This window comes from Streptomyces sp. NPDC048361 (assembly GCF_040651795.1).
Lineage (GTDB): Bacteria > Actinomycetota > Actinomycetes > Streptomycetales > Streptomycetaceae > Streptomyces.
Genome location: NZ_JBEZKW010000059.1, coordinates 22,518 through 45,922 on the forward strand (window position 1 = coordinate 22,518; position 23,405 = coordinate 45,922).

The 23,405-nt window shown below is 71.8% G+C and carries 20 protein-coding genes; 9 read left to right on the forward strand and 11 right to left on the reverse strand.

Annotated features, from left to right (window positions below; all coding sequences use genetic code 11):
* Nucleotides 1-35 precede the first annotated feature (35 nt).
* A complete protein-coding gene (locus AB0D31_RS27715; protein WP_362728093.1) occupies nucleotides 36-551 on the forward strand; it encodes a hypothetical protein in 516 nt (171 codons plus the stop codon).
* Nucleotides 552-601: 50 nt separating this feature from the next.
* On the opposite strand, the gene AB0D31_RS27720 is transcribed toward AB0D31_RS27715, so the two are convergent.
* Nucleotides 602-1,819 carry an aminotransferase class I/II-fold pyridoxal phosphate-dependent enzyme gene (locus AB0D31_RS27720; protein WP_362728095.1) on the reverse strand — a complete coding sequence of 406 codons (1,218 nt, stop codon included), beginning with the start codon at nucleotides 1,817-1,819 and terminating at the stop codon, nucleotides 602-604.
* 59 nt (nucleotides 1,820-1,878) lie between these two features.
* Here AB0D31_RS27720 and AB0D31_RS27725 point away from each other — a divergent pair, with 59 nt between their 5' ends.
* The gene (locus tag AB0D31_RS27725; RefSeq protein ID WP_362728097.1) at nucleotides 1,879-2,352 is read left to right on the forward strand and encodes an Lrp/AsnC family transcriptional regulator; all 474 of its coding nucleotides are present in this window, start codon (nucleotides 1,879-1,881) and stop codon (nucleotides 2,350-2,352) included.
* A 48-nt stretch (nucleotides 2,353-2,400) separates the two neighbouring features.
* Here AB0D31_RS27725 and AB0D31_RS27730 read toward each other — a convergent pair whose 3' ends face one another.
* The 3 genes from AB0D31_RS27730 to AB0D31_RS27740 form a co-directional block, all read right to left on the reverse strand.
* A complete protein-coding gene (locus AB0D31_RS27730) occupies nucleotides 2,401-3,993 on the reverse strand; it encodes a GMC family oxidoreductase N-terminal domain-containing protein (RefSeq protein ID WP_362728099.1) in 1,593 nt (530 codons plus the stop codon).
* Complete coding sequence (locus AB0D31_RS27735; protein WP_362728101.1) at nucleotides 3,965-5,515, reverse strand: APC family permease; 1,551 nt, start codon at nucleotides 5,513-5,515, stop codon at nucleotides 3,965-3,967. The genes AB0D31_RS27730 and AB0D31_RS27735 overlap by 29 nt, the downstream gene beginning before the upstream one ends.
* 87 nt (nucleotides 5,516-5,602) lie before the next feature.
* Entirely contained in the window at nucleotides 5,603-7,090 is a 1,488-nt protein-coding gene (locus tag AB0D31_RS27740; protein WP_362728103.1) for an aldehyde dehydrogenase family protein, read from the reverse strand.
* A 281-nt stretch (nucleotides 7,091-7,371) separates the two neighbouring features.
* On the opposite strand from AB0D31_RS27740, the gene AB0D31_RS27745 reads away from it, so the two are divergent.
* A complete protein-coding gene (locus AB0D31_RS27745) occupies nucleotides 7,372-7,968 on the forward strand; it encodes a Type-2Aa cytolytic delta-endotoxin (protein WP_362728105.1) in 597 nt (198 codons plus the stop codon).
* A gap of 6 nt (nucleotides 7,969-7,974) precedes the next feature.
* On the opposite strand, the gene AB0D31_RS27750 is transcribed toward AB0D31_RS27745, so the two are convergent.
* The 3 genes from AB0D31_RS27750 to AB0D31_RS27760 form a co-directional block, all read right to left on the reverse strand.
* Complete coding sequence (locus AB0D31_RS27750; RefSeq protein ID WP_362728107.1) at nucleotides 7,975-9,708, reverse strand: ricin-type beta-trefoil lectin domain protein; 1,734 nt, start codon at nucleotides 9,706-9,708, stop codon at nucleotides 7,975-7,977.
* Nucleotides 9,709-10,022: 314 nt separating this feature from the next.
* Nucleotides 10,023-10,673 carry a response regulator transcription factor gene (locus AB0D31_RS27755; RefSeq protein WP_362728109.1) on the reverse strand — a complete coding sequence of 217 codons (651 nt, stop codon included), beginning with the start codon at nucleotides 10,671-10,673 and terminating at the stop codon, nucleotides 10,023-10,025.
* Between the two features lie 5 nt (nucleotides 10,674-10,678).
* The gene (locus AB0D31_RS27760; RefSeq protein WP_362728111.1) at nucleotides 10,679-11,488 is read right to left on the reverse strand and encodes a histidine kinase; all 810 of its coding nucleotides are present in this window, start codon (nucleotides 11,486-11,488) and stop codon (nucleotides 10,679-10,681) included.
* A 194-nt stretch (nucleotides 11,489-11,682) separates the two neighbouring features.
* On the opposite strand from AB0D31_RS27760, the gene AB0D31_RS27765 reads away from it, so the two are divergent.
* Together AB0D31_RS27765 and lepB are read left to right on the forward strand one after the other, a co-directional pair.
* Nucleotides 11,683-12,789 carry an alpha/beta hydrolase-fold protein gene (locus AB0D31_RS27765; RefSeq protein ID WP_362728113.1) on the forward strand — a complete coding sequence of 369 codons (1,107 nt, stop codon included), beginning with the start codon at nucleotides 11,683-11,685 and terminating at the stop codon, nucleotides 12,787-12,789.
* Nucleotides 12,790-12,960: 171 nt separating this feature from the next.
* Nucleotides 12,961-13,905: a signal peptidase I gene (lepB, locus tag AB0D31_RS27770; RefSeq protein WP_362728115.1), complete on the forward strand. Its 945-nt coding sequence runs from the start codon at nucleotides 12,961-12,963 to the stop codon at nucleotides 13,903-13,905.
* On the opposite strand, the gene AB0D31_RS27775 is transcribed toward lepB, so the two are convergent.
* The 4 genes from AB0D31_RS27775 to AB0D31_RS27790 all read right to left on the reverse strand — a co-directional run bounded on the left by AB0D31_RS27775 (nucleotide 13,866) and on the right by AB0D31_RS27790 (nucleotide 17,172).
* Entirely contained in the window at nucleotides 13,866-14,375 is a 510-nt protein-coding gene (locus tag AB0D31_RS27775; RefSeq protein ID WP_362728117.1) for a hypothetical protein, read from the reverse strand. The genes lepB and AB0D31_RS27775 overlap by 40 nt on opposite strands.
* Nucleotides 14,372-15,049, reverse strand: a complete 678-nt coding sequence (locus AB0D31_RS27780) for a SigE family RNA polymerase sigma factor (protein ID WP_362728119.1) — start codon at nucleotides 15,047-15,049, stop codon at nucleotides 14,372-14,374. The genes AB0D31_RS27775 and AB0D31_RS27780 overlap by 4 nt, the downstream gene beginning before the upstream one ends.
* Nucleotides 15,050-15,158: 109 nt before the next feature.
* A complete protein-coding gene (locus tag AB0D31_RS27785; protein WP_362728120.1) occupies nucleotides 15,159-15,737 on the reverse strand; it encodes an LPXTG cell wall anchor domain-containing protein in 579 nt (192 codons plus the stop codon).
* A gap of 199 nt (nucleotides 15,738-15,936) precedes the next feature.
* Nucleotides 15,937-17,172, reverse strand: coding sequence for a carbohydrate-binding protein (locus tag AB0D31_RS27790; RefSeq protein ID WP_362728122.1), 1,236 nt, complete (start codon nucleotides 17,170-17,172; stop codon nucleotides 15,937-15,939).
* 250 nt (nucleotides 17,173-17,422) lie between these two features.
* Between AB0D31_RS27790 and AB0D31_RS27795 the strand changes: the two genes are divergently transcribed.
* From AB0D31_RS27795 to AB0D31_RS27810, 4 genes are all read left to right on the forward strand, one after another.
* On the forward strand, nucleotides 17,423-18,580 hold the full coding sequence (locus AB0D31_RS27795; protein ID WP_362728124.1) for a serine hydrolase: 1,158 nt from the start codon (nucleotides 17,423-17,425) through the stop codon (nucleotides 18,578-18,580).
* Between the two features lie 393 nt (nucleotides 18,581-18,973).
* Nucleotides 18,974-19,420 (forward strand): SSI family serine proteinase inhibitor, encoded by a 447-nt coding sequence (locus AB0D31_RS27800; protein WP_362728126.1) that lies wholly within the window; start codon nucleotides 18,974-18,976, stop codon nucleotides 19,418-19,420.
* A gap of 252 nt (nucleotides 19,421-19,672) precedes the next feature.
* The gene (locus AB0D31_RS27805) at nucleotides 19,673-20,764 is read left to right on the forward strand and encodes a phosphatidylinositol-specific phospholipase C domain-containing protein (RefSeq protein ID WP_362728128.1); all 1,092 of its coding nucleotides are present in this window, start codon (nucleotides 19,673-19,675) and stop codon (nucleotides 20,762-20,764) included.
* Between the two features lie 173 nt (nucleotides 20,765-20,937).
* Nucleotides 20,938-23,085, forward strand: a complete 2,148-nt coding sequence (locus AB0D31_RS27810; protein ID WP_362728130.1) for a protein kinase — start codon at nucleotides 20,938-20,940, stop codon at nucleotides 23,083-23,085.
* The last annotated feature ends 320 nt before the right edge of the window (nucleotides 23,086-23,405 follow it).

Consider the following 23,405-nt stretch of genomic DNA (forward strand, 5'->3'; position numbering starts at 1 on the left):
CGTCCGGAAAACGCGGAGCAAGGGGACGATCAGCAGTGCACAGGTTCTTGCGTACCACCGGCCTCGCCTCCGTGGGGCTGGCCGCCGCTCTTCTCGCCGGGGGGTGCAGCAGCGGCGCGGACAAGGCGTCGGACAAGCCGTCCGGCGGCCCGTCGGCCGGTGTGTCGGGCGGGGTCCCGGCGACGAACGGCACGCCGTCCGCCGCGACACCCTCCGTCCCGGGTGCCTCAACTCCCCCTGGCAGCAAGGGGAACGGCACGCCCGGCAAGAACGCTCCGGCGGCCGGCGCTCTCGACGGCAACTGGGTGGCGGTGACCCAGAACAAGCCCGTCGCGCTGGTCATCAAGGGCAGGAACGCGGCCGTGCTCGGCGAGCACCAGTGCAGCGGAACGACGAGCAGCGCCGCCGGTACGGCGACGCTGCATCTCACCTGCAAGGACGGCAACACCAGCCGCACCCGGGGTACGGCAAGGCTCAACGGGGCCAAGCTGGAGGTCAGTTGGACCGGGTTCGGCAAGGACGAGTTCACCCGGAACAAGACGAACGGCTGAGGCGCCCCCTCAAGCCCCCGAGCTCGCCCGGGCGCGTGCGGCGCCCCGCCTCACGCGTCGGCGAGTTCCGCCTCCGTGGTCGGGTACAGGACTCGAACGCCCTCGACGGGTACGGGCGTTGCGAGCGAATCGCCGAGCGCCCGGTCCAGGTCGCGCCACAGGTCCTCGACGCCTTCGAGCCCCACCGACATGCGAAGGAGCCGCTCGCTGACGCCCGAGGAGGTGCGGTCGTCCTCGGGCACGATGCGGTGGCTGATCGAGGCGGGGTGCTGGATGAGGGTGTCGACGCTGCCGAGGCTGACCGCGGGGGTGATCAGGCGTACCCCGGCGATCACCTCGTGCGGGTCGGTGAGTGTCTCGAAGGCGATCATGGCGCCGCCCACCTTCGGGTAGTGGACGCGCAGCACCCGGGGATCGGCGGTCAGGCGCGCCACGAGTTCGGCGGCGGTCGCCGAGGCGGCCCGCACCCGGACGGGCAGGGTCGACAGACCCCGCAGAAGCAGATAGCCGGCGAGCGGGTGCAGGACGCCGCCGGTGGCGAAGCGGATCTGGCGCAGCCGTCGGGCGAAGGCCTCGTCGCAGGCGACGACTCCCCCGAGGACGTCGCCGTGGCCGCCGAGGTACTTGGTCGCGCTGTGCAGGACCAGGCGGGCGCCGCTGAGGACCGGACGCTGGAGCACGGGCGTGGCGAAGGTGTTGTCGACGAGGAGCGGCACCGTCCCGCAGGCCTCGGCGAGTGCCTCCAGGTCCACCTCGGCGAGGGTGGGGTTCGCGGGGCTCTCCACCATGACGAGGGCGGTGTCGGCTCGTATCGCGTCCGCGACACCCTCGGGGTCGGCCCAGGTGACCTCGGTGCCGAGCAGCCCCGCCGTCAGGAGGTGGTCGCTGCACCCGTACAGGGGGCGTACGGCCACGACGTGGCGCCGGCCCGTGGCGTGCTGCGCGAGCAGGACCGCGGAGAGCGCGGCCATGCCGCTGGCGAAGGCGACGGCGGACTCGGTGCCCTCCAGCGTGGCGAGCGCCGACTCGAAGCGGGCGACGGTCGGGTTGCCGAGCCTGCCGTAGACCGGCGGCCCCTCGGGGGCCTCGCCGGTGGCGGCGAAGGCGTCGATCCTGGCTGCCTCACCCCTGCTGTCGTACGAGGGGTAGGTGGTGGACAGGTCGATCGGCGGGGCGTGCAGACCGAGGCCGGCGAGGTCTTCGCGGCCTGCGTGCACGGCGAGGGTGTCCACGGCTCTGGCGTCCACAGGTGTGGTGTCGGCGTCCATGGGCCCACTGTGAACAGTGACCGGGCTCCCGGCGCCGCACTCCGTGTTACGTTCGGGCCATGGCCGAATCCGTCGTACTGGACCCGGTGGATCTGCACATTCTGCGCCTCCTGCAGAACGATGCCCGCACGACCTACCGCGATCTGGCCGCCGAGGTGGGGGTGGCTCCCTCCACCTGCCTGGACCGCGTGGCGCGGCTGCGCCGCTCCGGTGTGATCCTCGGCTATCAGCTGCGCGTCGATCCGGCGAAGCTGGGGCGCGGCCTCCAGGCCCTCCTGTCCGTGCAGGTGCGCCCGCACCGGCGCGATCTGATCGGGCCGTTCGTGGAGCGGGTCAGGGCGCTGCCGGAGTCGCGGTCGCTGTTCCACCTGACCGGGCCCGACGACTATCTGGTGCATGTGACCGTCGCCGACACCGCCGACCTTCAGCGGCTCGTCCTGGACGAGTTCACCTCGCGGCCCGAGGTGGCGCGGGTGGAGACCCGGCTGATCTTCCAGCAGTGGGACTGCGGCCCGCTGCTTCCGCCGGCCTAGGGCCGGCTCCGGGCCCCTACGGGCGGCCCGGAACCGGTCGGCACGGGGTCAGCGTGCGTCGGCCTTCAGCAGGTCGGCGCACTTCTCGCCGATCGCCATCGTGGTGATGCACGGGTTGACGGTGACGAGGTCCGGCATGACCGAGCCGTCGCAGACCCGAAGGCCGTCGATGCCCTTGACCCGCAGGCGCGCGTCGACGGGCGCCATGACGTCGTCGTCGGCGCCCATCTTCACCGTCGAGGCGGGGTGGTAGACGGTGTTGTGGGTCTTGCGGATGTAGTCGAGCAGCTCGTCGTCGGTACGGACGTCCGGACCCGGGGCCAGTTCGGCGCCCGCCCAGCCGCTCAGCGCGGGCTGGGCGGCGATCTCGCGGGCCAGCTTCAGGCCGTACGTCATGACCCGCTCGTCGTGCTCGTGCGTGAAGTAGCGCGGGTCGACCATCGGCTTGTCGCGGTAGTCGCGGGTGCGCAGCCGCACGGTGCCGCGCGACTTGGCCTGCGTCACATTGGGCGTGAGGCAGAACGCGTTCTCGGTGGTCGGGTAGCCGTAGCGCGCGGTGTTCATGTCGAACGGCACCTGGCCGTAGTGGAACATCAAGTCGGGACGTTCCAGGCCGGGTTGGGTGTCGGCGAAGATGCCGATCTCCCACCACTGGGTGGAGGCCGTCGTCATGGGCTGCTTGGCCTCCCACATGATGACACCCTCGGGGTGGTCCTGGAGGTTCTCGCCGACGCCCGGGGCGTCGACCAGGACGTCTACGCCGACCTCGCGCAGATGGGCGGCGGGGCCGATGCCGGACAGCATGAGCAGCTTGGGGGTGTCGATCGAGCCGCAGGAGACGATGACCTCGCGCCGCGCGGTGACCGTACGGGTGTGGATGAGGTCCGGGTCGAGGTATTCGGCGCCGGTGCAGCGGCGGTTGCCGTCGATGACGAGCTTCTTGGCGCGGACCCCGGTGCGCACCACGAGGTTGGGGCGCTTGTCCATGACGGGGTGGAGGTAGGCCACCGACGACGACTGGCGGGTGTTGTTCTCGTCGGAGTTGATCTGGAACCAGTTGGCGCCCCGGACCACGGTCTTGTTGTCGTTGAACTGCGTGGTGGGGATGCCCTGTTGGGCACAGGCCTCCAGGAGGGCCGCGCCGCACGGGTCGGCCGACTTGACGTTGCGGATCTTCACCGGGCCGCTGCGGCCATGGTGGTCGCCGGGTGCGTCGTTGGTCTCAAGGCGCTGGTACAGCGGGAAGATGTCGGCCGCTCCCCAACCCGAACAGCCCGCCGCTTCCCAGGCATCGAGGTCCTCGGCCGGTGCCCAGAACGCGATGCACGAGTTGTGCGAGGAGCAGCCGCCGAGCACCTTCGCGCGGGCGTGGCGCATGAAGCTGTTGCCGTGGGACTGCGGCTCGACCGGGTAGTCCCAGTCATAGCCGGATTCGAGCAGGCCCATCCAGCGGTCGAGCTTGAGGACGTTGTCGTCGCCGACGTCGGAGGGTCCGGCCTCCAGGACGCACACGGTGACCGAGGGGTCCTCGCTGAGCCGGGCCGCGACCACGTTGCCCGCCGTGCCGCCGCCGACCACGACGTAGTCGAACTCCTCGGCGGGGACAGGTGATTCAGAGGGCTGTGTGGGCTGCGTGGGCATCGGGCTGCGTCTCGCTTTCGTTGTCGGATGCGGCGTGGCTCGCCAGGACGCCGGTCTTGTGGCGCTGGACGAACCAGTAGTAGGCGAAGCCGCCGAGCAGGACGGCTCCTACGAAGAGGAAGGCACCCCAGCGCAGGTACCAGTGGTACGGCGCGGTGGCGTTGTAGACCTCGGCGCGCGGCCAGGCCAGGTTGATGGTCATCGCGGCACCCCACAGCACACCGACGATGTTCACCGGCAGGCCCCAGCGGCCGAGGGTGAACTTGCCGTCGCCTGCCGGCGTCCACTTGCCGCGCAGCCGGGCGATCAGCATGGGCAGGGTGACCAGGAGGTAGGCGACGTAGATCATGATGATGCCGATGCTGGTGACCACCGAGAAGATCTGCGGCTGGCGGATGTTCACCAGGAGGATCGCGAGGGCCAGTACGCCGATGACGACGGCGGGCAGTACCGGGGTCTGGAAACGCGGGCTGACCTTCGCCATCAGGGACGCGGCGGGCAGGTTGGTGTCCCGGGACATCGCGAACGCGAGCCGGATGGCCGCGGTGTGCACGGCGAGCGCGCACACGGTGACCGCGATCAGGACGCACCAGAGCATCAACTTGCCGCCGGTGTCGCCGAGCACGTCGAGCACCACGTACTGCAAACCGTCGCTGGTGATGCCCTTGCCGTCGAGGCTGGAGACGCTCATCAGGGCGAGGATGAGGATCAGGCCGCCGAGCACGAACGAGGCGAGCAGCGCGCGCAGGATCGCGCGGGGCGCGTTGCGGGACGGGTCGACGGACTCCTCGCCGAGCGAGGCCGCGGTGTCGAAGCCGTACATGACGTAGGCGGAGGCGAGGGCGGCGGTGAGGAAGGCGCCCATGTAACCGAAGCTGCCGTGGCCGCCGTGGCCGTGGGTGTCGAGCACGACGCTCGGGCCGCGTACCACGTGGACGGCGAACAGGACGATCAGGACGACGGTGGCGACGAGTTCGAGGAAGACGCCGGCCGTGTTGATGCGCGCCATCAGCTTGACGCCGAACGCGTTGACCAGAGTGGTGAAGAGGATCAGGACCGCGGCGAGGATGACGGCGTTGGTGGCGACGTCGTAGGTGCCGGTGCCGTCGCCGACCAACTGGAACACCTTGGAGATCTGCGGCAGGGTCGCCTGGTAGGCGAGCGCGACGGCGGCGATCGACACGATGGACGCTATGAGCATCATCCAGCCGGCCAGCCAGCCGACGTGCGGGCCGCCGAGCTTCTTGGCCCAGTTGTAGACCGAGCCCGCGACCGGGTACTTGGCGGCGAGTTCGGCGAAGCAGAGGGCGACCATCAGCTGGCCGACGAAGACCAGGGGCCAGGACCACCAGTAGGCGGGGCCGCCGAAGCCGAAACCGAAGTAGAACAGCTGGAAGGTGCCGGTGAGGATCGAGATGTAGCTGATGCCCGCGGCGAAGGTGTGGAAGTTGCCGAGGGTGCGCTTGAGTTCGGGTCTGTAACCGAACTCGCGGAGATCGTCGTCATCCTTCGTCATGCTCATGACCAGACTCCAAGTAGGCAGGGATGGAGGAGGGGGGCACGGTGTGGTGGCCGGCCGCGGGGGTGCGGCCGGCCGGGGTTCAGCGGGTCAGCTCTCGAACCACCCCTGGGGTGCGGGGGCGGTGTTGCGCCAGATGTGCTTGGTCTCCTGGTACTCGGCCAGACCCGCCGGCCCGAGCTCGCGCCCGGTCCCGGACTGCTTGTAGCCGCCCCATTCGGCCTGCGGGACGTACGGGTGGAAGTCGTTGATCCATACGGTGCCGAGCCGGAGCCCGGCCGCCACGCGACGGGCCCTGGCCTCGTCGGTGGTCCACACCGCGCCGGCCAGGCCGTAGACGGTGTCGTTGGCCAGGCGCACGGCCTGGTCCTCGCCGGTGAAGCGTTCGACGGTCAGGACCGGCCCGAAGGACTCGTCCCGCACTACGCTCATGTCCGCCCGGCACGCGTCCAGGATGGTCGGCGGGTAGTAGTAACCGCCTTCCAGATCACCGGAGTTGGGGCGCTCGCCGCCGCAGCGCAGCACGGCGCCCTCGGCGATTCCTGCGGCCACGTACGCCTCCACCTTGTCGCGGTGGGCGGCGGAGATCAGCGGGCCGGTCTCGGCGCGCTCGTCGAAGGGGCCGCCGAGCCGGATCAGCCCGGCGCGGCGCACCAGTTCGTCGACGAACCGGTCGTGCAGCGCGTCCTCGACCAGGAGCCGGGTGCCGGCCGAGCAGACCTGCCCGGAGTGCAGAAACACGGCGGTGAGCGCGTTGTCGACGGCTGCGTCGAAGCTCTCCTCGGTGGCCGCGACGTCGGCGAAGACGACGTTGGGGTTCTTGCCGCCCAGTTCGAGTGCCGTCTTCTTCACGGTGGGCGCGGCGGCCGCCATGATGCGCCGCCCGGTGACGAGCCCGCCGGTGAAGGAGACCAGGTCGACGTCGGGGTGCTCGGCGAGCGGTGCGCCCGCTTCGGCGCCGGCGCCGAGCACCAGGTTGGCGACGCCCGCCGGCAGACCCGCCTCCGTCAGGAGCTTCATGAGGTGGATGGCGGTGTGCGGGGTCAGCTCGCTCGGCTTGAGCACGAAGGTGTTGCCCGCGCCGATGGCCGGGGCGACCTTCCAGGCGGTCTGCAGCAGCGGGTAGTTCCACGGCGTGATCAGGCCGCAGACACCGACCGGCTCGTGGACGACGCGGCTGTCGACGACCGGGTTGCCGGTGTCGACGACCCGGCCCGCGCCCTCGGCGGCGACGAGCGTGGCGAAGTAGCGGAAGCAGTTCGCGATGTCGTCCATGTCGTAGCGGGACTCGACGATCCGCTTGCCGGTGTCCAAGGACTCGGCGCGCGCGAGGAGTTCCTTGTCGCGTACGAGCAGGTCGGCGACGCGAAGGAGCAGCGCGCCGCGCTCGGCCGGGGCCGTCCTCGGCCACGGTCCGTGGTCGAAGGCGGCTCGGGCCGCGGCGATGGCGCGCTCGGTGTCCTTGGGTCCCGCCTCGTCGACGGTGGCGACGAGGGTGCTGTCGGCGGGACACCGGATCTCACGGGTCCGCCCGTCGACGGCTGCGCTCCACTGACCGTCGATGAAAAGCTCGGGCATGGTTCGGGTCCTCCGATGGGTTCTGGTCCAGGGCCACCTGCGCCCCTGCCCGGCCGCGCGGGGACCATGCCGAAATAATCACCCGAAGTGACGGGTGTCACTTTCCGTGGTCCATGCAGGTCAGAGGGGCCCTTTTCGGTCACACTCCGCCACATCGCGAGCGCGACGGAACACGCGCGGCACAGTGCGTACGGAATGTGAGACCACTCCGCCGCTTCTCGACCGCTTGGGCATACTGGCGCGTCGGCAAGTGATCACTTCCAACCTCCTCGGGAGCAGCCATGGTTGACCGGGCCACCACCACAAGGGCCGCGTTCAAGACGGTCGTCGAAGTCGGCCAGGACGCCCACGACCAGGTGCGCGCCGCCGAGGCCGCGCTCCAGGAGGCGATCGCCCCGGCGACCGGGGACTTCGACTTCGGAGCCGTGCGCACAGCCGCGCGCGCCCTGCCGGCCAGCACCCTCGTCAAGATCATCCCTGGCTTCGGTCTCCAGGAGACCGCTCCGATCCAGGTCATGGTGCTCACCCTGAAGCAAGCCGTGCGTCAGGCGCTGGTCGAGCCGTTCGCGAACAGCGCGTTCTGGGAGCGTACGGACGCCGCGCTCGCCGGGGTCTTTCTCGGTCTCGGCGACCAGGAGGGCGCGGCCCACCTCACCTTCCGGGACGGCGCCGACGGCACCCGCTACTTCTACAACCTGCTCTTCGCGCTCCAGGACGAGGAGACCGCAGGCCACCTCTATCTGGTCGCCTTCCGCGTCGAGGTGACCGTGGGCGCGGACCGGGCGGCACTCCTGTCGCTCGGCGCCGAGGACACCGCAGCGGTCACCCTGCGCGTCGATGCCATCAGCGTGCGCCAGGAGCTCGCCCCGACGGGCTGACCCGCCTCACACGGGCAGCGCCCAGGTCTGGTTGGCCTGGCGGGCGCCGCAGGTCCAGGTGTCGAGCTTGGTGCCGGGTGCGGTGCCGCCGCCGTACACATCGAGGCAGAGCCCCGAGCCGGCGTTGACCAGCGCGCCGTCCGCGTCGGGCGTCCACCGCTGGGCGTCGGCACCCGTGCAGGAGGCCAGGACGGCCGCGCCGCCGACCGAGCCGCTCGCGGTCAGGCACTTGCCGAGGGTGCGTACGGTGGCGTCGTCGGCCAGGGTCCAGCGCTGGTTAGCGTTGCCGGTGCAGGGATGGAGGGTCACCGGTGTGCCGTTCCCGGAGCCGCCGCCGGACACGTCCGCGCAGTTGGCGCCGTTGCCGGTGAGCTGACCGGTGGGCACGGCCGGGGCGCAGCCGCCGCCCGGGGTGAGCCGCCAGATCGCGGTGCCGTGGGCGGGAACGGTCGACGTGAGCGCCGACGACGTGGTCGAACTCGCCCCGCTCCACAGGTTCTTGGCGCTCACCCGGCAGCCGGGCAGGCCGACCGAGGCGAGGCTCGTGGACACGGTGCGCGCCGAGGCGGAGCGGTTCAGCACGGCCACGGCGCGGTCGCCACCGGCGAGCGGGCGGGCCAGCACCTCGGTGGTGCCGTCGGAGGCGACCACAGCGGCCTGGCGTCCGAGCCGGTCCTGGTCGACGGCGATGAGGCCGGCGTTGCCGAGGGCGGAGCGCCCGGCCGGGGTGAGGGCCGCGACGTCGGAGGAGAGGATCAGCGGGGCGGCCATCATCGACCAGAGCGCCACTTGGCTGCGCGCCTCGTCGGCGGTCAGGCCGGGGTCCCCGGCGAGCAGGAAGTCGGGGTCGTTCCAGTTGCCGGGCCCCGCGTAACGGCCCAGCCAGCGGTTGTACCCGTAGTTCCACATCACGCTCGCCCAGCGGCTCGCGCTCGGCTTCTGCGGGTTGTAGACGGCGATGTCGGTGCCTTCGCGCCAGAGCTGACCGTCCTTGCCGACCCACGAGAGCACGGAGAACCAGCCGGCGCTGCCCCATTCGGTGCTCGGCTGGAAGTAGGCGGGGGCGGACTCGGAGAAGACGATGGGGCGGCCGGCCTCCCGCAGGGCCGCGGCCTCGCTGTCGTACGCCTGGCGGTAGGCCTCTTCCTTGGTCTGGCCGGGAGCCACGTACATGTTGCAGCCGTCGAGCTTGAGGTAGTCCACTCCCCAGGAGGCGAACGTGGCGGTGTCCTGGGCGAAGTGGTCCTCGCCGCCGCCCTGGGGGCGGCCGCTGCCCGGGTAGCCCTCGCAGGTGGCCGAGCCCGCGTCCTCGTAGATGCCGAACCTCAGACCGCGGGCGTGCAGATAGGAACCGAGCCAGGCCATGCCGTGCGGGAACCGCACCGGGTCGGCGGCGAGGTTGCCCGCGCCGTCCCGGCTCTTGGCCATCCAGCAGTCGTCCACGGTGACGGTGGAGTAGCCCTTGGCGGCGAGACCGGACGAGACCAGGGCGTCGGCGTTGTGCACGACGGTCTGTTCGCTGATGTCGCACATGTAGTGGGCCCAGTTGTTCCACCCCATGGGCGGGGTGGCGGCCGGCGGTGCGCTCCGTGCGGCCGTGGACCGTACGTGGGCGGACGAGGGGGCGGAGGCGGAAGCGAAGGCGGGCGAGGCGAAGACCCCGGTCGCGGTCAGCGGGACGGCCAGGAGCGCGGCCAGCAGGGCGGCGGCTCTCGTCCGGTGGGGGGAAAGTGACGGCACGACAGATTCCTTCCTGGCCCGGCCGGCGGGGCCCGGGCGCCATGCGTAGGAGGGCAGGGGAAGGTGCCGATCCCGCCGGCACGAGCCTGCCGGAGGGCACCCGCCAGTGCAGTACTGCTGCTCGTTGTTGTCAATGGCTCCTATCGAGCGAGCAGAAGCAAGCATCCGCCGCGCCCGGCGCCGGGCCCCGCATTGCCACGGCGTGTCCGCGGCCGGCCGCCCCTTCGTCGGCGCACCGCGCCGCGCACGCGTACGCAGGCCGGAGGGCCCCTGGCCTCAACTTGCGCCGTGGGATGGCGAGTTGGGGCGGATCACTACGGGGCCACGATTCCTGCGTCGTGGGCGAGCAGTCCGGCCTGTGTGCGATTGGCGCATTCCAGTTTGTCGAGCATGCGCGACACGTATCCCTTGACGGTGGCCTCCGACAGATGCAGCCGGGCCGCGATCCGCGCGTTGGAGAGCCCCTCCCCCAGCCCTGTGAGAACCTCGGCCTCCCGCTCGGTCAGCCGTGCGACCCGCTCGCGGGCCCGGTCACGGGCCGCCAGGGCGTCGGTGGAGGCCGCGACGAGCCGGCGGGCCGCGGCGGGTGAAAGGACGGTGTGCCCCTCTGCGGCCACCCGCACCAGGCCGATGAGGTCCTGGGGCGGTGTCGATTTCACCAGGAACCCCGAGGCGCCGGCGCGCAGCGCGCGCAGGACGTACTGGTCGGCGTCGAACGTCGTGAGCACCACGACCGGCGGCATGTCACCGCCGCGGGCCAGCCGTTCGATGGCGGTGATCCCGTCCATGCCCGGCATCCGCAGATCCATGAGGACGACATCGGGCCGGTGCTGGCGGACAGCGGCCACGCCCGCCGCGCCGTCGTGTGCCTCGGCGACCACCTCGATGTCGTCGGCCGAGCCGAGGATCGTCCGCAGGAACCCGCACACCATCGCCTCGTCGTCCACCACCACCACACGCACCACTGCCCTCACACCACCGATTCCGCTGTCGGTACATAGGCGGGCAGGTCGGCCGCCACGCAGAAGCCGCCGTCGGGCTCGGGCTCGGCCCGCAGGCTGCCGTGCACGAGTGCGACGCGCCGGCGCAGCCCGGCTATGCCGAGGCCGGAACCGGTGCGCGCCAGCTCGCTGTCGGGCCGCCCGCTCGGCCGGGTGTTGCGGACGACGACGCGCACCCGGCTCTCCTCGTACTCCACCCGTACGGTGACGCGGGCCCCCGAGGCGTGCTTGTGCACATTGGTCAGCGCCTCGCGCACGATGCGGTACGCGGTGCGGCCCACCACCGGTGAGGCGAGCGCGCGGTCGCCCCGCTCGATCAGCTCCGTCGGCACGCCCGCCGCGGTCGACTCGGCGACGAGCGCGGCCAGGCCTCCCGGTGGCGGGGTGCGGTCCTCCTCGGGCGCGGTGCGCAGAATGCCGACGAGGTCGCGCAGCTCCTCAAGGGCCTGGCAGCCGGCCGCCCGCAGCTCCTCCGCCGCCCGCCGGGTCGCGTCGTCGGACGCGGTCACGCGCAGCGCGCCGGCCTGAAGCACCATGAGACTCACGCGGTGGGTCACCACGTCGTGCATCTCGCCGGCGAGGCGCGCGCGTTCCTCGGCGCACGCCTGCTCGGCGAGCAGATGGCGCTCCCGCTCAGCCCGTTCGGCGCGCTCGGTCAGGGCGCACACCAGGCGCCTGCGGGCGTCGAAGTACAGGGCGAGCAGCGGGCCGACCGCCGTGCGCAGCAAGCCGATGGAGATGACGGTGAAGGACGGCTCCCAGGGCCTGGCGACGACCAACGTGAAGAGGCCGCCCGGCCGGTGACTCCGGTCATCGAGACACCGGCCTGCGGCGCGGGGCCGTTGGCGTCGGATCGCTCACTTGCCCAAGATTTGTAAGACAAATCCGGAACCCTTTGCCCCTCGGTACCCATCAGCCCTGGTGGAACGAACACCCATGCCCTTGGGCCACAGAACCACCCGGAGCGATCGCAATGACCCACCCCCGCAACGGGGCCTACCAGTCTCGGGGCCACCGCCGGGCCAAGCGCGCCAAACACTGGATACTCGGCGTCGTCGCCGTCACCGCGCTCGGTCTGATCGCGTGGCCCGTCCTGAACTACTTCGACGTCTTCTCCGACAAGGGCGACGCGATCAGTTTTGGTCCGGGCGGGGCCGGGGGCGACAAGCCGGGCGGCGGCGACGCGGGGAAGCCGGACTCCAAGGTCCTGATGCCGACCGGCCCCGAGGCCAAGTTCACGGTGGCCGGTACGGTCCCCGAGAACGGCACGAAGGTCGCCGTGACGACCCTGACGGGCAAGAAGTCGGGCTTCAAGGGCAAGGTCTGGGTGTGGGTACCGCCGGAGTACAAGGACCCGAAGTACGCCAAGAGCGGCTTTCCCGTGATGGTGGCGCTGCCCGGCGGCGCCGGCTACCCGACCAACTACTGGATGGGCACGGACCTCAAGCTGGAGGCGAGCCTCTCCCAGTGGTCCAAGGAGGGCAAGAGCCTCCCGTTCATTCTCGCGATGCCGGTCCTCAACCCGCATCCGGACACGGGCGGCCTGTACTGGGACGCCAGTGACATCCCCGGTCAGCCGAAGATGGGCACCTGGCTGACGGAGGACGTGCCCGACCTCGTCAAGGCCAACTTCCGTACCGTCAACTCCCGTGACGGCTGGGCCTTCATGGGCTCTTCCACGGGCGGCTTCGCGGGGCTCAAGAGCGTGCTGCAAAAGCCCGGCCAGTTCAAGGCCGTCATCGCCTCCGGTCCCGACATCGTCCCCGACTCCCGGCTGTGGGCCGGGCACGACAAGGAGAAGGCGGAGAACAACCCGAACGTCCTCGCGCAGAAGCTGATCGCCGCGAAGAGCCCGGACGTCTATCTGGCCTTCCAGGTCGGCACCGTGGGCTCCGACGCGGAGGCCAAGCCGAAGATCGAGCAGTTCGTGGCCAAGTACACCAAGGGCCCGGTGAAGACCAAGCTCAGTGTCATACAGGGCGGCGGTCACAACGCCAAGACGTATGTGCCGAACATGGCCGCCGGGGGGCTGATCCAGTGGATCAGCCAGCACATGCAGGGTCCCGTCCCCGCCTCCTGAGCGCCACCGGTTCGGCGCCCGGCCCCGGCCCGCGTCCTTCGGATGCAGGAATGCGGCCGAACACTCCTCGGTGCCCCCGGGGATCGGGGTGGCCGGGAACTACGGTTCGTCGGGCAGAGCGCGGATCCAGGACGTCCGGAGTGCGGACCGCAGGGGAACGAAGGAGCAGGCGTGGGAGATTCAGCGGTCGGCGCGGGCGGCGGCACGGGGTCCGACGGCGCGGAGCCGAACGGTCCGGTCGACCCCGCCCGCGGTCCCGGCGACCCCGCCCGCGGTCCCGGCGACCCCGCCCGCGGTCCCGGCGACCCCGCCCGCGGTCCCAGCGGTCCCGGCCGTGGCGGGCACCACCGCTCGTTCTGGAGGGAACTGCCGATCCTCATCGGCGTCGCGCTGGTACTGGCGCTGCTCATCAAGACGTTTCTGCTGCAGGCGTTCTCCATTCCGTCCGAGTCGATGCAGAACACGTTGCAGCCCGGCGACCGGGTCCTCGTCGACAAGCTGACGCCCTGGTTCGGCTCCGAGCCGGGGCGCGGCGAAGTCGTCGTCTTCCACGACCCCGACAACTGGCTGCGGAACGAGCCGACTTCGAACCCCAATGTCGTGCAGAAGGCCCTGTCGTTCATCGGCCTGCTGCCGTCGGCCAACGAACACGACCTGATCAAACGGGTGATCGGGGTGGCGGGCGACACCGTGGAGTGCAAGGGCACCGGTCCCCTGACGGTCAACGGGAAGGCCCTCGTCGAACCGTACGTCTATCCCGGCAACACGCCGTGCACCAACGACCAGGACGGCGGCCAGTTCAGGGTGACCGTGCCCAAGGGGAAGATGTGGGTGATGGGTGACCACCGGCAGGACTCGGAGGACTCCCGCTACCACCAGGCCGACAAGAACCACGGCCTCGTCCCGGTCGACGAGGCCGTGGGCCGCGCCTTCGTGATCGCCTGGCCCGTCACCCGCTGGGCGACCCTGCCGGTGCCGGACACCTTCGGACAGGCCGGCATCGGCGCCACCGCGGCCGCCGTCGCCCCGGGCGCGCTCGCCCTGACGGGCGCGTCGCCCGTCGTGCTGTGGCGCCGTCAGCGTGCCGCGGGCCGGGACGGTGATCCGGCCCGCTGAGGTACGGCGCCGCGCGAGGGCTCCGACGTCCGCGGCGGCGGGGTCTTCGAAGGCTTCATCGCAGGCGCTGCGGGCGGCGTCTCGCCGGGGCGTGTCGAAGGGGTGACCGATGGCGCGGCACTGGGCGGCGGCGAGGGCTCGGGGTCGGGGGTTCTGGACGGCGCGGGCGTCGGCGGCGGTTGCACCGGGCCGGGAGAGTTCGCGGGCAGCGGGCGCTGCTCGTCGGGGCCCGAGGTGATGGTGAGGTAGCCGATGGCCACGGCGGCGGCCGTGGCGAGCCCGGCCAGCGGCAGGGCGAACCGGCGCAGCCGCAGCCGCGCCAGCGGGGTGCGGCGCAGGTGGGGTCCCGGCGGCTCGGCGGGACGCAGGTCGGTGACGGTGACGGTGTCCGCGCGGGCGGCGAGCGCCGCGCGCAGTCGCCGCTCAACGGGGCGCCCGGGGGTCTCGGGCTCGCTCCACCGGTCGCTCATGCCCGGGCCTCCAGTATCTTCTCCAGCGCGTCGAGCGCCCGGCTCGCGATGGACTTCACCGAGCCCCGGCTGATGCCGAGCGTCGTCGCGATCTCCGCCTCCGTAAGATCGCTCCAGTACCGCAGGACGAGCACTTCGCGCCGGCGCGCCGTCAACTGCCCGAGCGCGGCGAGCACTTCTCGGTGTTCCTCGGCGAGGACCACGCGTTCCTCGGCGGACGGGGCGTCCGGTACGTGGGGAGGGGTGTAGCCGCGTGCGGTGCGGCGTCGGCGCAGCACGGAGCGCGAGGCGTTGACGACGGCGGTGCGCAGATAGGCGAGGGCGTTGTCGATCTCCTCGATGCGCTCGCCGTGGCGTCGGTAGAGCGCGGTGAAGGCGTCCTGAACGACGTCCTCCGCGCTCGCCCGGTCGTCCACCAGCATCACGGCGAGATGCACCATCTTGAGCCGGTGCGCGTGATAGAGCTCGCTGACCGTCGGCGGTGCGGCCCCGGGATCGCGGACCACGCCGGACGCGCCGGACACCCCCCTGCCGGTTCTCGCGGCTCCCGGGGTGAACGACTCTGGGCGTGTCTCACCCCGCGCGATACGGCTCCGGCGCAGCAGCCCGCGCCACCCGGGCATGCGGACGCGCGGGAACAGGGGGGCCGGGTGCGGTATGGCGGTGTACTCCATCGATTCCTCGGGTGCGCGGGCAGTGCCCCGCCCCGCGCGTGGCGGGACGGGGCGGTGGCGTGCCTCGGTTCTGCGGGACGGGGCCGTGGCGTGCCTCGGTTCTCGTGCCTCAGCTCTGGCGCCGCCGGCGGACGGCGTACACGGCGCCGACGCCCGCGAGGATCAGCGCGCCGGCTCCGACGCCCATCACCGCGGTGGCCGTGGACGAGGACCCAGTATGGGCGAGTTCCTTCGGCCCGGCCGGGGCGGGGGCGGCCCCCGGCGAGGCGGGAGCCGCGCTCGGCTCGGCCCCGCCGCTCGCGGACGGGGGCTCGGTCGCCGCGGGCGCGGGAGCCGGCTCGGAAGGCGGTTCGGTCGCCGCGGGCCGCGCGGGCCCCGGCTGCGACGGCGGCTTGGTCGCCGGCTGCGCGGCCGCCGGCCTGCTCTCGCCCGCCCGCTTGACCGGCGAGGTGAGGGCGGCGGCACGCGACTGGCCCATCGCGGCCGGGGCCGCGGCGCTGTTCGGGCCGTCGGCGTACGCGGTGCCGGCGAGGGCGGGGACGGCGAGCGCCAGGAGCAGGGCGGCCGCGGCCGCGGCGCCGGTGCGGCGGCGCGGGCCGCGGGGCGCGGTCGTGGCGGGAGTGTGCTGGGCGACGGTCACGTTGTGCTTCTCCACGGTCGGCGGGGCGGCGCGGAATCGCGCCTTCACCCCTGACGACGTGCGGCGGGCACGGGAGTTGCCGACATCCCGAAGAAATCTTTCAACGCCCGCCCCACCGCGTCCCGCCCGCGTCACCCGGCACCGCACCGCGGAACCCGGCACCGCGTCCGCCCCGCGGAACCCGGCACCGCGTCCGCCCCGCGTCACCCGGCACCGGGTCCGCCCCGCCCTGCCGCCGTGCGCGGGATCAGCAGGCGCCCTCGTCCTGCCAGACCCCCCACTCCCCCGTGGTCCCGGGCTCCTCGTTCTGCGTCCACCACTTGGCCTTCCACGTGTGGCCGTTGTGGGAGACCTCGTTGCCCTGGGTGTAGACCGCGCCGGAGGTCCAGCCGGCTGCCGCGCAGGTGCCGCCGCCACCGGGTGAGGAGGGCGGCGGGGAGGAGGGCGGCGGCGAGTCGGGCGGGGTGGCACCGGCGAACTTCACCGAGTACTTGGCGAAGTCCCAGGCGGCCTGCGGAACGCTGCTGCACGTTCCGGACGTCCTGCCGTTGTTGTCGGGCGGGGTGCATTGCCGGTCCCGGTTGAGAGACCAGAAGGTGAACCGGGCCATGTTGTGGCTCGTCGCGTAGTCGAGCACCGTCTGGAAATCCGCCTGGGCGAAGAACTCGCCGGAGTCGCTGCGCCCGTTCATCCCGGAGAAGCCCTCGTGGGCGTAGGCGGTCGCGGCGTTCCAGCCGAACGTCGACTGGAGTACGGAGTTGAAGTTGGTCAGCGCGGCGGTCTGTGCGGCGGCTCCGCTGAACCCGCCGTCGAACGGCATGATCGAGAAGTTGTCGGGCACAAAGCCCTGCGTCTTGGCCTCGTTCAGCATCTGCTTGCCGAACCAGCCGGTGCCATCGGCGGTCCCGGCCGTGGTCACCGACACGTACAGGCCGGGGTTGTTCTGCTGGAGGATCTTGGCGGCGCCGATCTCGTGGGAGATGGCGGCGGTGTTCTCGTACTCCGGCTCTTCGAGGTCGAAGTCGATCGCCTTGAGCCCGTACTTGGTGATGACCTGTTGGTACGCGGAGGCGGTGGCGGCGGCGTCCGAGCAGTTCTGGCCGAGTTTGGTGCCGCCGTAGCCGCCGACGGAGACCGAGACGTCTCCGCCCTTGGCGCGGATCGAGGAGATGATCCCGGCGACAGCGGTGTCGGAGGAGACGGGTGCCGTACCGCCCCAGGTGGGGCTGCATCCGCCGCCGTTCGGGGCAAGGACGAAGGCGAGCTGGAAGGCCTTGAGGCCGGTGGCGTCCATGATGGCGGGGGCGTTGGGCGGGTCGTTGTCGAGAGGCATCAGGTACGGGGCGGCCGCGTACCAGCGGCTGCCGAGCCCGGCCGCGTCCGCGGTCGCGCCGGAAGCCTGGCCGGCCACGAAGGCGGTGAGCCCGGTGGCGGCCAGAGCGGCGCTCGCGGCGCCGCAGAGGAGAGCACGAAGTGGCTTCATGTCGGGGTCTCCTGGGGGTGGGAGGGGCTCCCAGAATTGGCCGGTGGCCTGAACACGTCAACGACTTGGACTAGACCATTGCGATTCCTTGAACGAACGGAACCGGCCCGGCGCGGTCCGCCCCGCCCCCGCCCCCCACCCGGCCATGCCCGCCGTCCGGCCCCGGACTCGCCGCCGCAGGATGCGTTCCTGTAGGCCGGACGGCACAAACCGACCTGCGCGATGTCCGTTCTGTTCCTACGGTGGCCGAATGGTCATCAGGTCCGGATTCCGTTCCATGGCGGTGCTCACCGCCACTGCCGCCATCGGTCTGTGCTGCCTCACCCCGACGCCCGACAGCTCCGCCTCCACCCCCCTGCCGGGGCCGGGGGCCGGTCAGCAGGTCCGTCTGCGGCCCGGCGCCCCCGCCCTTCCGGGTGAGGTGTCGGCCCTCTCGTTCGTGGTCGCCGACGCCCGCACAGGCAAGGTCCTCGCCGCGCGCGACGCCCATCGCAAGCTGCCGCCGGCCAGCACGCTCAAGACGCTGTTCGCGGTCACCGCGCTCCCCCATCTGCGCGCCGAGGACCGGCACACCGTCTCCGAGCAGGACCTGGCCGGCATCGGCGCCGGCAGCAGCCTGGTGGGTGTGGAGGCCGGTCACACCTATCAGGTGTCCGACCTGTGGCGCGGGGTCTTCCTCAGCTCCGGCAACGACGCCGTGCACGTCCTGGCGTCGCTCAACGGCGGCTGGGAGCAGACCGCGGCCCAGATGCAGGCCGAGGCCCGGCGGCTCGGCGCCCTGGACACCGAGGTCGTCTCGCCCGACGGCTACGACACCCCGGGACAGGTCTCGTCGGCGTTCGACCTCGCGGTGTTCGGCCGCGCGGGGCTCGCCCGTCCGGACTTCGCCGAGTACTGCTCGACCTCGTCGGCGCAGTTCCCCGGCGGGGGCGGCTCGTACGGGATCATGAACACCAACCGTCTCCTCTCCGGCGCCGACGGGGTCGCCCGCTACCCCGGGATCATCGGCGTCAAGAACGGCTACACCAGCAACGCGGGCAACACCCTGATCGCGGCGGCGAAACAGGGGGACCGCACCCTGCTGGTGACCGTCATGAACCCGCAGTCCGGCGGCGGATTCGAGGTGTACGAGGAGGCCCGCGCCCTGCTCGACTGGGGCTTCGGGGCCTGGGGTCACGTGGACGCGGTCGGCTCCCTGGAACCCGTGCGGCCCACCAGAACGGCGCAGCACACGCAGGTGCGTGCCGCGCGGGTGGCTGCGGTCAAGCCCGCCGATGCGGCGGCCGAGGAGGAGTCGTCCTGGTCGGTCGCCGGGTCCGCGGCGGCGGCTCTGGCCGCCGGTACGACGGTGCTGCTCCTGGTACGCCGCCGCACCACCCGCGCTCGCGCGGGACGCCCCCCGCAGTGAGCCCGACGCGCATGCATCGCAGCCTCGCGAAGACCAGCACGCCCCGGCAGTGAGCCCGACGCATACGGATCGCGGCCTCGCGAAGATCGACGCCACCCGGTCCGGGCAGAAGTCGCGCCCGGACGCGTCCTGACCATCCCTCAATTCAGCCTAAGATTCCCAGAATTGAGCCGTTGACTGCCTTGAAATCGACACAACCCCCGGGAACACACCTTTCTTTTGGCCGACCTTGACCGACGCGGCGACCTGGGCACGCGTGCGGCGCCCTGCGGGAACGCAGCTTCGCGAGGTGACTTCCCGTGACCGAATGTGTCCGTCGTGTTGCGCGGAGCTCACCGTGGGGGGACAGACTCCTGTTCGTTCTTCGGAAACCGACCCTCAGGAGTGTTCGCAATGCGGAAGATCACAGCAGTCAGTGCCGTCGCCGTCGCTCTGCTGGCCAATGGACTGGCCGGCACCGGCCTCGGCTCCGCGGCCGCGGCTCCGGCCGGCACCATGCAGCCGATGAGCCTGTACGCGCCGTCCGCCCTCGTGCTCACGATCGAGCCGGGCACCGGCGACCAGCAGAACGCCGTCCAGCGCGCGGTGACCCTCAACTGCGCCCCCAAGCCCTCCGGCACACACCCGGCAGCCGCCGCTGCCTGCGCCGAACTCCGGCGCGCTCAGGGCGACTTCGCCGCGCTCGTCGCACCCGGCGCGCCGCGGCTGTGTACCAAGCTCTGGAACCCGGTCACCGTGCGGGCCGACGGCGTGTGGGACGGCAAGCACGTCAGCCACGTCCAGACCTACGGCAACTCCTGCATGAAGGACGCCGGTTCGGAGGCCGTCTTCAACTTCTGACCCACCGCCGGGACACCGGCCACGGGCCGGGGTGCCCCGCACAGGGCTGACCGCACAGGGCTGACCGCTCGGGGCTGACCGCACAGGGCTGACCGCACAGGGCGGCAGGGGGCGGCGGGGGGCGCAGGGGTGATAGGGGTGGCCGCAGGGGGTGACAACTGCATTCCTCCTCGTGTTACTTGACATGTCTTCGCCGCTTCACTCGGCGATGACACCGTCCCGAAGGAATGCCATCCCCCACTTGGAGGAACCGTGTCGGATCCCCGGCCCAGACGCTTCACGCCCCGGCTGCGGACAGCCCTGTTCGGCGCCCTCGGCGCCTGCCTCGCTCTCGCCACGGCGGGCGCCGGCGGCAGCGCACAGGCCGCGGGGCCCGAGAGCCTGCCGCTGTCCGGGGCCACCGTCTCCGGCCTGCACAACACCTACGACCCGGCCGCCTTCCCCTATCTCGCCCAGGCCCTGGACACCGGCACGTCGATGATCGAACTCGATGTGTGGGACGACTTCATCACCAAGGAGTGGAAGGTCAGCCACTCCAACCCCCTGGGCAACAGCAACAACTGCGTCAACGCCGCCACCCCCGGCCAGCTCTATTCGGGCGGCGCCAACAAGGACCTGGAGAGCTGCCTCGACGACGTACGGGTCTGGCTGGGCGCCCACCCCGGGCACCCCCCGCTCGTCATCAAGCTGGAGATGAAGGCGGGGTTCCAGTCCACCTTCGGGCTGGGGCCGGCCCAGCTCGACCAGACGATCAGCGCCCACCTCGGCTCGGCCGTCTTCCGGCCCGCGGACCTGCTCGCCAAGCCGGGCGGTGGCCAGTACGCCACCCTCGACGAGGCAGCGGCCGCGGGCAATTGGCCGAGTCGCCAACAGCTCGCGGGCAAGGTCATGCTGGAGGTGATCCCCGGCACCGTCGAGGAGGGCAACCCCACCGACAGCCTGTGGACGGACGTCGAGTACGCGGGCTATCTGCGCGACCTGGCGTCGGCCGGTCGCGTCGCGCAGGCCCAGGTCTTTCCCGCGGTCCACAACGCGCAGGCGGGCGACCCCCGTTCACGCTACGCGGACACCTCGATCCGTCCGTGGTTCGTCGTCTTCGACGGTGACGCGGCGACGTACCTGAACGGGAGCATCGACACCGCCTGGTACGACACCCACCACTACTTCGTCGTCATGACCGACGCCCAGAACGTGGCGCCGGCGCTCGACGACAAGAACCCGTCACCGGCGGACGCCCAGGCGCGCGTGGCCCGGCTCGCCGCCGCCCACGCCAGCGTCGCCTCCAACGACTGGACCGCCCTCCCCCAGGTCCAGTCGCTCGCGCTGCCGCGCGGGGTGAGCTGACCCGCGGGCCGCACCAGCTCACCGGCGCCACACGCGCCGGTGAGCACCCGCTTCCCCGGCCCACAGCCCGGGCCCCGTTTTCCCCCGCGTACGACCTCGTCGCGTGATTGACTCTTCGCCGTGCCGGGCACGACCGGCACGGGCGGGAGTGGCACGGGCGGGAGTGGCGCGGGGTGGACGCGGGAACGGTACTGGGGCAGCGGTACCTGCTGGAGGAACGACTCGGCGCAGGCGGGATGGGCGAGGTCTGGGCGGCGCACGACGAACGGCTGCGCCGGGGCGTGGCGGTGAAGATCCTGCTCGGCGCCCGCGGCGGCGACGGCGAGTCCATCGCGCGGCTGCGCCGGGAGGCCCTGGCGGCCGCGCCGCTCCAGCACCCCGGTATCACCGTGGTGCACGACATCGGTGAGGACGACGGCCATCCCTATGTGGTGATGGAGCGCCTGGCCGGTGAGACCTTCGCGGACCTGACCGCGAAGCACCCCGCGGGGCTGCCCCTGGAGCTCGCGGCGCACCTGATGGCCCTGGTCGCCGACGCCCTCGACCATGCGCACGCCCAGGGCGTGGTGCACCGCGACATCAAACCCGCCAACCTGATGCGCCTCGCCTCGGGCGGCGCGAAGATACTCGACTTCGGGATCGCCAGTTGTGCCGAGGCGACCCGTCTGACCTCGACCGGCGTCGTGCTGGGCTCCGCCCCCTACATGCCGCCCGAGCAGTGGCGGGGCGAACAGGTCACTCCCGCCGCGGACATGTACTCCTTCGGCGCGACCCTGTACGCGTTGCTCGCGGGTCAACCGCCCTTTCCGGGGCCGTCGTTCGCGTCGTGGATGTGCCAGCACTTCGACGCGGCGCCGCCGCACCTCGACGGCGTCCCCGCCGAACTCGACGCCCTCGTACAGGCGTTGCTCGCGAAGGACCCCGCAGCGCGCCCTTCCGCGGCCGAGGGGAAGGACGCCCTGTCGGACATCCTCGACCGTGCGGGCGCTCCGCGCACACCGGGCCCGACCCTGCGGCTGCCACCCCCGGGCGACTCCCCCTCGCGGCGGCCCGCGCGCCCAGTGGAGATCCGTCACACCCGGCAGGCCCTGATGTGGCGCAGAGCGGGTCGGGGCGCCCGGCTCTCGGGGCTGGTGCTCGCGGCGGCCGGGGCACCCGCCGGACTCGCCCTCGACCACCACCTCCAGCAGGCCAACTATCCAGGTATGGCACTGCACTTGGCGGGCGGCGCCCTCGTCGCCGCGGTGTCGGGCACCTTGGTCACCGGCACGCTGAGATTTCTGTACGGGATGTCCCTCACCTCCGACCGGGTCGTCTTGGACGGCGAGGCGATCACCGTCGTCGAGCACGACGGGGGTCGCTCCCTGCGCGTGCGCTGGGACGATCTGGCGCTGATCGGCCTCGTCGAGGCTCCGGGCCGAAGGCGGGACCTCGTCGTGTGGCCCGCCGACGACCGGGCCGTCCGGCACCTGCGTCTGCAGCGGATCGAGCGGCTCGACAATGAGCAGGGCCGCGCTCACCGCCTGTACCGCACCGCCGCCGGGCTCGACCGGCCCCAGCAGCTGACGGCCGGCCAGCTCGGGGACGTACTGGCCGAACACGCCGGGCCGCGCTACCACGAGGTGCCGCGGGCACCGATGGCGAACGTGGTGGCCGTGGGCGACGGGAGCGTCCTGGCGGTGGACCGGTCGGGCACGCTGTGGCGGTACACCGCACCCGGCTCCCGCGGATCACGCACCGTCCGCGCCGGGAGCGGCTGGGGCGGTATGACCCGGCTCGTCGCCACCGGGAACGCGGACGGTGACATCCTCGCGGTCGACGGGCCGGGAAACCTGTACCGCTACCACGGCCCGGACTACCACGGCCCCGGACGCACCCGGGTCGGCACCGGCTGGCACACCATCTCGCTGGTCACCGGTACGGGTGACGGCACCGGCGATCTCTTCGCCGTCGACGGCGCGGGTGGGCTGTTCCACTACCGCGCGCCCGGCTACTACGGCTCACGGCGCCGCCGGATCGGCACCGGCTGGAACGTCATGACCGCTCTCGTCGGCATCGGTGACGTCCGCGGCAGTGGCAGCCCGGACCTGCTCGCCGTCGACGCGTCGGGCACTCTCTTCCACTACCGGGGCCCCCACTACTACGGGTCCGAGCGGCGCAGGGTCGGATCCGGCTGGCACACCATGACCAACCTCGTCGCTGTGCCGGGCGCCGGCACCACCGACCTGCTCGCCACCGAGGCCGCGACGAGAACCCTGTACCGCTACACGGGCCCCGCCTACTCCGGCACACATCGCGAACGCATCGGCGGCGGCTGGTAGGCGCGGGGCGTTCTGGCCACTGGCCGAATGCCGATGGCCGTATCCGGTCACGTTCACCGCGTGCGGGCAGCCGTATGCGGGGCGTCAACCCCGCAAGATCTTCGGCGTGTTGGCATATTCCAGAGGAAAGTTTCACAGCGGGCCCGCTGATGACGCGGTGTCGACAAGATCCACGCCGTTGAACACTGCACTACGAATCTGGACATGTCCGCATAGCGGCCAACCCGTTGCGCGGTTTGAGGTCGCGGTGGACGATCGGCACCGCGTGCACCGCGGAGAGCACCGCGCACAGCTGGGCCGCGACGGCCACCGCCCACGGC